Source organism: Shewanella frigidimarina NCIMB 400 (assembly GCF_000014705.1).
Taxonomy (GTDB): domain Bacteria; phylum Pseudomonadota; class Gammaproteobacteria; order Enterobacterales; family Shewanellaceae; genus Shewanella; species Shewanella frigidimarina.
In genome coordinates this window covers 385,623-397,668 of record NC_008345.1, presented here as the reverse complement: position 1 = coordinate 397,668, position 12,046 = coordinate 385,623, and the positions used below count along the sequence as shown (strand labels likewise).

The 12,046-nt window shown below is 42.0% G+C and carries 11 protein-coding genes; 9 read left to right on the top strand and 2 right to left on the bottom strand.

Annotated features, from left to right (window positions below; translation table 11 throughout):
* Window positions 1-16: 16 nt before the first annotated feature.
* Both SFRI_RS01905 and SFRI_RS20935 read right to left on the bottom strand, forming a co-directional pair.
* Complete coding sequence (locus tag SFRI_RS01905; RefSeq protein WP_011635857.1) at window positions 17-1,087, bottom strand: phosphotransferase enzyme family protein; 1,071 nt, start codon at window positions 1,085-1,087, stop codon at window positions 17-19.
* Between the two features lie 75 nt (window positions 1,088-1,162).
* Window positions 1,163-2,452: a DUF805 domain-containing protein gene (locus tag SFRI_RS20935; RefSeq protein ID WP_011635856.1), complete on the bottom strand. Its 1,290-nt coding sequence runs from the start codon at window positions 2,450-2,452 to the stop codon at window positions 1,163-1,165.
* A 373-nt stretch (window positions 2,453-2,825) separates the two neighbouring features.
* On the opposite strand from SFRI_RS20935, the gene gmk reads away from it, so the two are divergent.
* The 9 genes from gmk to SFRI_RS01855 all read left to right on the top strand — a co-directional run bounded on the left by gmk (window position 2,826) and on the right by SFRI_RS01855 (window position 11,973).
* Window positions 2,826-3,449: a guanylate kinase gene (gene gmk / locus SFRI_RS01895; RefSeq protein WP_011635855.1), complete on the top strand. Its 624-nt coding sequence runs from the start codon at window positions 2,826-2,828 to the stop codon at window positions 3,447-3,449.
* 60 nt (window positions 3,450-3,509) lie between these two features.
* The gene (gene rpoZ / locus SFRI_RS01890) at window positions 3,510-3,788 is read left to right on the top strand and encodes a DNA-directed RNA polymerase subunit omega (RefSeq protein WP_011635854.1); all 279 of its coding nucleotides are present in this window, start codon (window positions 3,510-3,512) and stop codon (window positions 3,786-3,788) included.
* 13 nt (window positions 3,789-3,801) lie between these two features.
* The gene (gene spoT, locus SFRI_RS01885) at window positions 3,802-5,910 is read left to right on the top strand and encodes a bifunctional GTP diphosphokinase/guanosine-3',5'-bis pyrophosphate 3'-pyrophosphohydrolase (protein WP_011635853.1); all 2,109 of its coding nucleotides are present in this window, start codon (window positions 3,802-3,804) and stop codon (window positions 5,908-5,910) included.
* 30 nt (window positions 5,911-5,940) lie between these two features.
* Entirely contained in the window at window positions 5,941-6,324 is a 384-nt protein-coding gene (locus SFRI_RS01880; RefSeq protein WP_011635852.1) for a RidA family protein, read from the top strand.
* Between the two features lie 246 nt (window positions 6,325-6,570).
* Window positions 6,571-8,226, top strand: coding sequence for an AMP-binding protein (locus SFRI_RS01875; protein WP_041412736.1), 1,656 nt, complete (start codon window positions 6,571-6,573; stop codon window positions 8,224-8,226).
* A 140-nt stretch (window positions 8,227-8,366) separates the two neighbouring features.
* Window positions 8,367-9,296, top strand: coding sequence for a calcium/sodium antiporter (locus SFRI_RS01870; protein ID WP_011635850.1), 930 nt, complete (start codon window positions 8,367-8,369; stop codon window positions 9,294-9,296).
* 219 nt (window positions 9,297-9,515) lie between these two features.
* Window positions 9,516-10,196 carry a tetratricopeptide repeat protein gene (locus SFRI_RS01865; protein ID WP_041412734.1) on the top strand — a complete coding sequence of 227 codons (681 nt, stop codon included), beginning with the start codon at window positions 9,516-9,518 and terminating at the stop codon, window positions 10,194-10,196.
* A gap of 77 nt (window positions 10,197-10,273) precedes the next feature.
* Window positions 10,274-11,368, top strand: a complete 1,095-nt coding sequence (locus SFRI_RS01860; protein WP_011635848.1) for a sensor histidine kinase — start codon at window positions 10,274-10,276, stop codon at window positions 11,366-11,368.
* Window positions 11,365-11,973 (top strand): response regulator transcription factor, encoded by a 609-nt coding sequence (locus tag SFRI_RS01855; RefSeq protein WP_011635847.1) that lies wholly within the window; start codon window positions 11,365-11,367, stop codon window positions 11,971-11,973. The genes SFRI_RS01860 and SFRI_RS01855 overlap by 4 nt, the downstream gene beginning before the upstream one ends.
* The last annotated feature ends 73 nt before the right edge of the window (window positions 11,974-12,046 follow it).

Here is a 12,046-nt window from a genome sequence, read left to right as displayed (position 1 = left end):
TAGTTAACCGTGGTGACTACGAGTTAAATAGTGGCATTAACTGTGCTTCTTGCTGCAGTAGACTTTGATAAATAGTTAACTGATTTATAGCGCGATCAAGATTGTGAGTTTGATACTTAACCCCGAAATAAGTATCGCCATTTAAATAATCAGTTAAAAAGCGTACACCAAGCATTAATGACATCACTTTAGTCCCTAGCCATAAACTGCGTTTTTCTAGCGGAGTAATAATGCCACCTAGAGATTCCATGTACGATGTTGCTGCTGCAATAACAATCTCAGGTCGGGCATATACATTGGTTAAATTGGTTGAATCTTCTGTCTCTGGAGAGCAAAAAGCGCGTACCATATCACCAAAATCATACATCAAATATCCTTTCATGCAGGTATCTAAGTCAATAATGGCCATGCTGGACATGTCTCGGTTATCAAATAGCATATTATTGATTTTTGTATCGTTATGACATATTCGAATCGGTAATTCGGCTTCGTATTGTACCAATGTTGCCAATAAATCTGTTTGTGACAAACACAAACCGACCCAATCTATACAATGACTGAATCGATTATGAGTGTCACCAGCCTTTGCCTCACGCAATTGAGCAATTCGTTGAGGTAAATTCAAAAAATTAGGGATAACATCGGCAATGCAACTAGGGTTCAAATCACTTAACGCTTCAGCAAAATGCCCAAAAGCCTCAGCCGCCAACTTAGCTTGATTTAGTGTATCAACCACTTCAATCGTAGTGCTATGAGGTAAGTAATCTATTGCTCGCCAAAAGCCTTGTTCGCCTAAATCCAAGTAAAGTGCACCTGCTACAGTGGCTATTGGGCTAACCACTTGTAATGGATAATGCAGCTGTTGGCGTTTAATCAGTAAGTGCTGGCTAATATTGGCAGCATTTTGAATGACCACTTTGGGGTCGGTAAATATTTGGGTATTAATACGCTGCAACACCAACGATTTTGATTTATCACTCACCAAGAAGGTTTGATTAATATGGCCATTACCCAATGGATAAAGCGTACTATGCTCACGACTAAAACCAAACTGAGGCAATACATTTTTACGGATAAAATTGACCAATCAAAAACTCCAAATCATGTTCATCAAAGCCAGAGATAACCAACGTTTTCTTCTGTTTGGTTATCTGACTAATGGTTACTGGCTTAGTATCATTTCAAATTGAGGGTTTTGCATTAATGTTGCTTGGCTGCCCTTTAAACTAAATTCATAACCACACAACTTAAAGTTACCTCTAAGTGCTACATGATTAACAATGGCATTTTTATCCAGTGGGGTAAATCTAGCTTCACTGGCACCATCGTCTAGTAAATCAACCGTTATTGGTCGGTAACGGCTGCCGTCATTAAATTCAAGGTTGGCACAGGTTTTATCGCCTATTGCTGTCGCTAAACGCCATAAATTTTGTTTATCGCCACTTTCACCTAGCCAGCGCACGATAAGGATTTCACCCTCTAAAGCGAGCCAAAATCCATCAGGCAATTTGACCATTTGTCGAATGCTGGCTTGTTGTTGATTGCTCATATCATCAACATGCTCAGTTTGTTCTGTGCCGTCGCCAGAAAATACACTAATTAAAGCAAAAACCAAATACACCACTATACCAACTGCAATAATAGCCGCAGTGATTTTACCGATTAAAATCAGCTTTGTTTGGTGTAACTTAGCCACATTCAGCCAAGATTTTGCAAGTTCAGTAATCGACCCTGATTGCAACGCATCTTGATCTACATAAAGAGGCTGATGACTACGTTCAGACGACGTAGAAAATGAATTGACCGGATCATATTCTGTTGCCGTATCAAACTCTTGCTCCATGTGTGTGCCAGCTTGCTCGAAACTTGTTTGCGGCTCCACATCATCATTAAATTGCTGCTTGTGTCTCTCAGCAGAATTCGAATGAGTTGAACCTGTAAAGACGACTTCATCAGCCGACTCTATCGATGGGAAAGTGCTCTCAGGCTGATCATGAACAGGCATAACCTGCCCTTTCATTACCGGTTCTTGTCGATGATAAACCGAGCCCGAAATGGATATTGGTACCATGCTTGGTCCATAATATCCTTGCACATAGTTAATAGAATTTTTAGCAGGTAAGAATGCTAGATAGCCACCACAAGCCAGGCCAAACAAAAACACTCCTGCTAGTGCGCCAAAAGGCGCCATAAAGTAGCTCAATATGCCAAAAATCAATACAGGAACAACACAAATCGCAGCCAATTTAATCGACTTATTGGCATCATTTAAGCGACGCACAGCCGACAAACCCACGGCAGGCATTACTGCTAGCGTCACAATCCAATTAATTACACTTGCCGGAAATACAACAGCAGCGACTATTAGCAACAAAAATGCAGCTAAAATAATTCCCATTAACCTTAAGCCTGTGTCACGACCATCTCGGCACAGTAGGGTTTTTACAGACATCAATCATTCCTATTCATTTACAAAAAAATCAAAAAACAGCTGGCTACATAACAGAATGAGTCGGTGATTATCGTGCGTTATTACTACACAAATGGATTGTTTTCATCATCAAAATCGACACCCGCTATTAATAGCGCAAAGCCTACAGAATTTATCTTATAAAGCCATACCCAACCTAGCTTTTGCGTTACTTTTTTATTCATTATTGCTTAAGTCACTTTTAAGCAATCCAAGAGTTGATTTCATTAATCTAATAGCTATTTGAGCATTTTAGACCTAACACCAATATCTATCATTGCGCTAGCATAACCCCACAGTTAACGAGTATAATATTAAGCTTTCTTAATGAATAATCGGATGAGAAACCCTTTTTATGAGCACTCGTGGAAATCTTTTTATTGTGTCAGCCCCTAGTGGCGCAGGTAAATCATCACTTATATCAACACTATTAAAAGATAAACCCAGCGATAAACAGGTTTCAGTGTCACATACGACCCGCAAACCTCGTCCAGGCGAAGTCGATGGACAACATTATCATTTTATTACTGTTGAACAATTTAAAGCACTAATTGCCCAAAATGCCTTTATTGAATGGGCCGAAGTTTTTGGCAATTTTTATGGCACTTCCAAGCTCGTCATCGAACAAACCTTAGATAAAGGTATCGATGTATTTCTTGATATTGATTGGCAGGGCGCAGAACAAGTAAAAAAATTAATGGAAACGGCTATTGGAGTGTTTATTTTACCGCCGTCTAAAGCTGAGCTTGAACGTCGTTTAACTGGCCGAGGTCAGGATAGTCAGCAAGTGATTGATTCGCGCATGGCACAAGCCGTTTCGGAAATGTCACATTATGCGCAATACGAATTTATAATTGTAAATGATGATTTTGATAACGCGCTAGCCGATTTAAGCGCCATTATTCGCAGTCAAAGGCTAACCTGTGCTAGTCAGCAGCATGCGCAAAATGATATGATTGTTGATCTCTTGGCAGATTAATTGTCATAGTGTACAATTTTGCGTCATTTTTTCCCATAGATAACACTGGAGTTTCAACACATGGCTCGCGTAACTGTAGAAGACGCCGTAAATAAAATCGGCAACCGTTTTGATATGATCCTGGTTGCAGCGCGTCGTGCACGCCAAATCGCCGTCCAAGGTAAAGAACCTATGGTTGATGAGATGAATGATAAACCAACGGTTGTCGCTTTACGTGAAATCGAATTAGGTTTAGTCACCTCAAACACTTTAGATGCTGATGAGCGCCAAACTGTTCGTGAACGTGAAGCTGCTGAAATTGCCGCTGTCGCAGCCATTGCAGAAGGCCGCGTTTTATAAGGAGTAGCGCCACTTGTATCTGTTTGAAGGTCTAAAAGAGTCAGCATCCAGCTATTTAGAGCCGGATCAAGTAGAATTACTCAAGCAGGCCTATTTGGTTGCGCGTGATGCCCACGAAGGGCAAATGCGCACAAGTGGCGAGCCTTACATTACCCATCCGGTTGCGGTTAGCCGCATCTTGGCAGACATGCGTCTCGATCACGAGTCGCTTATGGCTGCCTTGCTTCATGACACCATCGAAGATACTCCTGTCACCAAAGAAGAACTCACAGAGTTATTTGGGGTGGCGGTTGCAGAACTGGTGGAAGGTGTTTCAAAACTTGATAAAATCAAGTTTCGTGATAGAAAAGAAGCCCAAGCGGAAAATTTCCGTAAAATGATGATGGCAATGACTCAAGATATTCGAGTTATCCTCATCAAGTTGGCAGACCGAACTCACAACATGCGCACACTGGGCTCACTTCGCCCTGATAAACGTCGTCGTATTGCTCGCGAAACCCTAGAAATCTACGCCCCAATTGCTAACCGATTAGGTATTCACAATATCAAAATCGAACTTGAAGACTTAGGTTTTCAAGCCTATTACCCTATGCGACATAGAGTGATACGTGATGTTGTCAAAGCAGCTCGTGGTAATCGTAAAGAATTAATTAACAGTATTGAAGTGGCCATTGAAACACGCCTTGAAGAAGCTGGGATCCCCACTAAAGTCAAAGGTCGTGAAAAAAACCTCTATTCGATTTATCGAAAAATGCGCAGTAAAGAACTGCAATTTCAAGAGGTCATGGATATCTATGCGTTCCGAGTTATCGTTGACTCTATTGATACCTGCTATCGCGTGCTCGGCGCTATGCACGGATTATACAAGCCGCGACCAGGACGTTTTAAAGATTATATCGCTATTCCCAAAGCCAACGGTTATCAATCATTACACACATCATTATTTGGCCCTCATGCGGTTCCTGTTGAAGTGCAAATTCGCACTGAAGAAATGGATCAAATGGCCGACAAAGGTGTTGCTGCGCATTGGATGTATAAAAACAATACCGATACGGCTCAACAAAGCACTTCTCAAGTTCGTGCTCATAAATGGATGCAAAGTTTGCTTGAGTTACAGCAAAGTGCAAGCAGCTCATTTGAATTTGTTGAAAACGTTAAAACTGAATTATTCCCTGAAGAAATCTACGTATTTACGCCAGAAGGTCGCATCTTAGAATTACCGGTCAATGCCACTGCCGTCGATTTTGCCTACGAAGTACATACTGATGTTGGCAATACCTGTGTTGGCGCACGCGTTAATCGTCAAGCATACCCGTTGAGCCAACCATTAATTTCTGGGCAAACAGTTGAAATTATTACCGCCAAAGGTGCTCGTCCTAATGCAGCATGGTTAAACTTTGTCGTAACGGGTAAAGCTCGTGGTAAAATTCGTCAGGTATTAAAGAGTCTTAAAGGCGATAACGCTATCGCATTAGGTAAGCGTTTATTAAACCATGCCTTAGGTGATACAAAGCTTGAAACCATTCCTGCCGAATTACTTGAGAAAGTGATCAAAGAAACCAAACACACATCTTTAGACTCGCTGCTAGCAGATATTGGCTTAGGCAATGCCATGAGCATTGTGATTGCCCAGCGCTTGGTAGGTGAGCAGTTTGATTCGCAAGATAGCAATAAAGAAAAACCACAAATGCCAATTCGTGGTGCTGAAGGTATGTTGGTCACTTACGCCAATTGTTGTCGCCCAATCCCTGGCGATGCTGTCATCGCCCATGTAAGCCCAGGCAAAGGCCTGGTAGTGCACATGGAAAGTTGTGCCAATATTCGCGGCTATCAAGGCGAGCCTGATAAGTATATTTCAGTACACTGGGACAACGTAGAAGGCGCAGAATACCAAGCAAATCTACGGGTTGAAATTGTAAACCATCAGGGTGCGTTAGCTAAAATCACGTCTATCATCGCATCAGCTGGATCTAATATTCACAATCTCAGTACCGAAGAACGTGATGGCCGTGTGTATTTGATTAATTTACGTATTTCAGTTAAAGATCGTGTTCATCTTGCAAACGTTATGCGCAGAATACGTGTTTTACCTGAAGTATTACGCACATCGCGTAACCGCTAGTCACTGATAACAATAAAGAGAGCACACACTATGGCTGAAAAAATTATCATCGCAACCGACAAAGCTCCACAAGCTATTGGCACTTACTCACAAGCAGTTAAAGTCGGTAGTACCGTTTATCTTTCAGGTCAAATTCCGTTAGACCCAAAAACCATGACCATGGTGAGCGATGATTTTGCAGAACAAGTCGTACAAGTGTTCGAAAATTTAACCGCGGTATGTGAAGCTGCTGGCGGAAGAATGAGTGACATCGTTAAACTCAATATCTTCCTGACCGATTTATCTCATTTTGCCACTGTAAACGAAATAATGAGCCGTTATTTCCAACAACCTTACCCTGCTCGTGCCGCCATTGGCGTCAAAGAGTTACCAAAAGGATCATTGGTTGAAATGGACGGAATCATGGAAATATAAGTACAGCTGTACGATATTTTCTTAAGGTGCCTAGGGCGCCTTTTTTATTGCCTATGGTTTCCCCACAGTAGAGTATTTGCTCAATATATATTGTTTATTCAGTAAATTCTGCTAACGTGTTGATTGTGTTACCTAGCACACATATTGTGCAATTGTTTGCGCCAGCGCACAAAAATGGCCATACTAAGTTTACGTAATACGATAGGTATTAGACCCACAATAACAATAAAGAACATGGAAGCGTCGATGGAAAATTTAATTAAAACTCCTGTTGAGATGTTGTCTCATTGGGTAGATACGCAAGGTGACAAAGTTTACCTTCGCCAGCCAATTGGCGGTAAATATGTTGATTTCACATGGCGTGAAGTGCAGCAGAAGATGCAACAAATTGCAGGTTCACTGCGTCATTTGGGTTTAGAGCGGGGCGACAAAATTGCTGTATTATCGAAAAACTGTGCTGAGTGGTTTATTGTCGATTTAGCATTAATGTACGGTGGTTACATTAGTGTGCCTGTTTATCCAACCGCGAATGCCGAAACCATTCGTTATGTGCTCGAACATAGTGGTGCTAAAGCTATCTTTACCGGTAAGCTCGATCACTGGGCTGAACAAGAAGCCGCGGTTGGCGGTGAAATTCTCCGTTTAGCCATGCCATATGAAACAATGCCGGCTCAATACCATTGGGAACAGCTATTAAAGTTAGGACAACCGCTTGTTGATGAGCAGTTCCCAACTGCAGATCAAGTCATGACCCTGATTTACACCTCGGGTTCAACTGGCAAACCCAAAGGCGCGATTCAAACCTTTACCAGCTATGGTTGGGCCTGTGAAGCGGTTGTTCGTGATTTACAAACTAATACTACTGACCGACTGCTATCTTACTTACCTCTGGCACACATTACCGAACGTGTGGCCATTGAAGGTTCGTCATTTTACTCTGGGGCAACGGTTTCTTTTGTGGAAAGCCTCGATTCATTTGTTGATGATATTCAACGCTGTCGCCCAACGGTGTTTTTCTCGGTACCGCGTTTATGGACAGTATTCCAATTAAATATCATCAACAAAATTGGTGAGAAAAAACTCAAAACCTTACTCAAGTTGCCTATTATTAGCACTATTGTTAAACGTAAAATTAAGAGCGGTTTAGGACTCGATCAATCTCGCTTAAACGGTTCTGGCTCTGCACCAATCCCACCATCTTTGATTCAATGGTACAACAACATTGGCATTGATATTTGTGAAGCATGGGGCATGACCGAAAACTGTGCTTACTCGATAATCAATTACCCATTCAATGCCAAGAAGATAGGCACAGTTGGCCGTCCAGTTGAAGGATGCTTAGTCCGTCAAACTGAAGCAGGTGAATTATTAGTTAAAAGCCCTGGCTTGATGAGCGGCTATTACTTACAAGACGAAGCCACCGCAGCTGCATTTACTGAAGATGGCTTTTTCCACACTGGCGATTTGTGTGAAATTGACGCAGACGGTTACATCGACATTACCGGACGCGTTAAAGACAACTTCAAAACCTCAAAAGGTAAGTATGTTGCTCCAGTGCCGATTGAACGTAAATTGGCTCAAGACACTCATGTAGATTTAATTTGTGTTATCGGTTCAGGTTTACCACATCCCATCGCGTTAGTGCAGCTTTCTGAAGGTTCAAAACTTCAGCCACGCGAAGAAGTAAGAACATCATTAAAAGAGACTCTCGATGGTGTTAATCCACATTTAGAGTCACACGAACATGTTGATGCCATCATCGTCGTCAATGATGAGTGGACCATTGAGAATGATGTGTTAACTCCGACGTTAAAAATTAAACGTCACGTACTGGAAAAAGCTTTTACCGCCAAAGTAGACGGTGTTCGCGGCGCCAAAGTACGCTGGGAAGACGAGTTGTAATTATCAGCTAACGATTATCTATCTTCAAAAAATACACGCAATATGCGTGTATTTTTTTGACATATTCTGTCAATATACGCGCCATCAACTATGCAGCGTTAACAATGTCGTTGCGCACCATTTATTAGGCAGAAACTCGAATGTTCATTGCGTTATCCATTATCGGCGGTTTTATTATTTTAACCATTGGCGCTGAAGCACTTGTGCGCGGAGCCAGTGCCGTAGCGCTGCGATTGGGCATTGCCCCACTTATTATTGGCTTAACCATTGTGGCATTTGGTACCAGCGCCCCTGAATTAGCCGTTAGCGTTAAATCAGCATTAGCAGGCAATCCAGGTATAGCCTTAGGTAATGTCGTCGGCTCCAACATTGTCAACATTGGTTTAATTCTAGCTATCACCGCTCTTATTCGCCCTATTACAGTGCAATCTCAAATGGTGAAACGCGACATCCCTATAATGATTGCTGCTTCGGTATTAATGTGGTTTTTGCTGCTTGATGGTGAAGTGAGCTTTATCGACGGTGCCATTTTATTCAGCGCGCTTGTTGGCTATTTAGTTTTTAGTTATGTCAGTGCCAAAAATAATCCAGAAGACCTGGATGTTGATGCCACCCCGCAGCACCCTGGCTTATCCATCGCATTAATTATTGCAGGTATCGCGATGTTAGTTGGTGGTGGCATATTATTTGTTGATGGTGCAGTCGATTTAGCCAAACAGTTTGGCATTAGCGAAGTCATTATCGGCTTAACCATTGTGGCTATTGGCACCAGTATGCCAGAGCTTGTCACCTCGGTGATGGCAGCTCTTAAAGGGCAAAGCGACATTGCCATCGGTAACGTTGTAGGTTCAAATATTTTCAACGTACTCGGTATTTTAGGCGCAACAGCATTAATCCACCCTGTTTCCGCAGCCGGATTTAACGAAATCGATTTTATCGCCATGTTGATCTTCGCGTTCATGGTATTACCGTTTGCTTGGAGTGGCTTACGTATTGGTCGTCGTGAAGGTAGTGTTCTGTTAGCTGGTTACCTTGGCTACACCAGTTACTTGGTGATGCAAGTGGTTTAAGTTAACGACAATATTACTCATACTAAGGCCGAATATTGATTCGGTCTTTTATTAACAAGTTCTGAAACTGCACTCACATTTAAGATGTGCTGCTGAAAATAAATGACATTTGTCATCTTCAATTGATGACCTTTGTGTCTAAGAATATCCTCCGTCTATCGCCATACTACACCTATCCCAACAACATATTGATTGGGGAAAACGTAAATGGAGATAGCCATGAAAACTTTACTACTGATCACCAGCTTAACCTTAGTCAGCCACACTAGCTTTGCTAACATTAGCGATATTGATGCTGCAGCCAACACAATGAACATCACTGAGCTTAGTCAATACAGTGAACAGGCTATTGATTATGAAAAAGCCTATGCTGATTATCGCCTAGCCATCACAGCCAACATCATCGGCCAACGTCAACTCGCTACAGATTCATTAAACAATGCTCAGCACACACTAGAATCCCTTTTAGTCCAAGATCCATCTGCAGACCAGCAAGCTCTACTTGCTGCGGTATACGGAATGCAAATCTCGTTTGATAATAGTAAAGGTACTGTATTAGGAATGAAAACGGCGCAATTACTGCAACAAGCAAACGATCTCGAACCTAACAATCCGCGAGTCAGCTTAGTGCGAGCAATTAATGCATTTTATACCCCAAGCGTATTTGGTGGCGGCCTCGACAAGTCGCAAACATTAGCAACCCAAGCAATTAATCAATTTGAGCAGCCTTGTAACGAAATCTGTTGGGGACATGCAGAAGCCTATACTTGGCGCGGACTAGCGAAACAAGAACAAGGCGACTTAAAAGGGGCTTTACAAGATTGGCAAACCGCCATTGAGGTTGACCCTCAGTATGGTTGGGCAACCTATCTGTTAAACCAACAAACAGTAAAGCAGTAATCGACCAGTTTATTATTACTCGCATAGGTTTTAGTTAGCGCGCAGTTACTCTATGATTAACTGCGCTAGGAGGCACAATGACATCTTGTTTATCATCTAATAATGAAAAAAGTTACGAGCAAAGAACCGCTTGGGTTTACCTCATAAACTTAGGTTTTTATTTTATTCCCTTGTATTTTATGGCCGGTCAATGGTTAAAGATTTCGATCGCGATCGGATTATTAGTGCCCTTTATTATTGGCTATTTCTGGGCTTATAACAGTAGCAAAGAGCAAGCTCTCAAACCCATTGGGTTAATGTTTCTGTCAGCCATAGCGTCATCATTCGTCACCAGTGGTGCAATATCACTATTCAGTTTTTGCTGTTTTTTTATTGGTTTTTTCTACTCGCTTCGCACTGCAATATTGAGTTTTATCGGACTGAGCATTTTGCTTTTAGTCATCGATATTAGCATGGGTTACACAGGCTACTTTTTTACTTTTTATGGTATGGGAATTTGTTTAGGGGTGGGAGTGTTTGGTGTGATTGAACAAAATCGCCAACGAATAAAACGCCAGCAACAACAATCAAAAGATGAAGTCGCCAATTTAGCCACCGCATTAGAACGCGAGCGTATTGGTCGCGATTTACATGATGTTATGGGACATCACTTAGCAGCAATCGCCTTAAAAGCGGAACTGGCAGACAAGCTCATTGCCTCAGGTAAAATCGACCAAGCGCAGCAACAAATTCATCAAGTGAGCGTGATAACTCGAGACTGTTTAAGCCAAATTCGCCACACAGTATCGGGCTATAAACATCAAGGGTTAACCCAAACGTTAAACACCTTAGCCAATACGTTAAGAGATAACGCTATTGCTGTCAGCATAGAAGGCACATTCCCTAAACTCAGTGAACTCATGGAATCGCAAATCAGCTTGCTGCTAACGGAGTTGATCAATAACACCATAAAACACAGCCAAGCGACACATTGCACCTTGTGTATTGAAACAAGTCAAGACTGGCTCAAACTCAACTTTATCGAGAATGTGCCGGTTAAAACCATCACCAAAGGCAACGGATTAACAGGCATCCAAGAGCGAGTAACCTTGTTACATGGCACAATCGACTATCAATTGATTCCCCATTATAAAGTGAGTATCAAATTGCCACTAAGTGAGTCCGTTAGATGAAAATTCTATTAGCCGAAGATCAAGCTATGGTAAGAGGCGCCCTCGCCGCGTTGCTCACATTAGCGTGTGATAGCCTAAATGAAATAGAGATTGTCGAAGTCGAAGACGGCGATAAAGCGATGCAACAACTTAAAACAGATTCATTTGACCTGTTACTTACCGACATTGAAATGCCGGGTAAGTCAGGTTTAGAGCTGAGCCAATGGTTACAACAACAGCGCAGCCAGACCAAAGTGATTATTTTGACCACCTTTGGCCGAGCCGGTTATATCAAACGAGCATTAGAATACGGTGTCGGTGGTTTTTTATTAAAAGACGCACCGTCTGAAGACTTAATTAATGCGATTAAACAAGTGATGGCGGGTAAACGAGTTATCGATCCAGAATTAGCCTTCACCGCTATTGGTGAAATAGATCCTCTCAACGACAAAGAAAGACGTGCATTGCGCCTAGCAAGCGAAGGCTTATCAACTAGCGATATTGCCAGTCAGTTGTTTATTGCAGAAGGCACAGTACGAAACTATTTGTCAGAAGCCATTAGTAAACTCAATGCCAGTAACCGAATTGATGCAGCCAGAATAGCCAAGCAAAAGGGTTGGTTGTAATTAGTGGCTTAATATTGCCTTGTATTCAAAGTCTGCTAAGATACCTTAAACATCTGTATATAATTACAGTGAT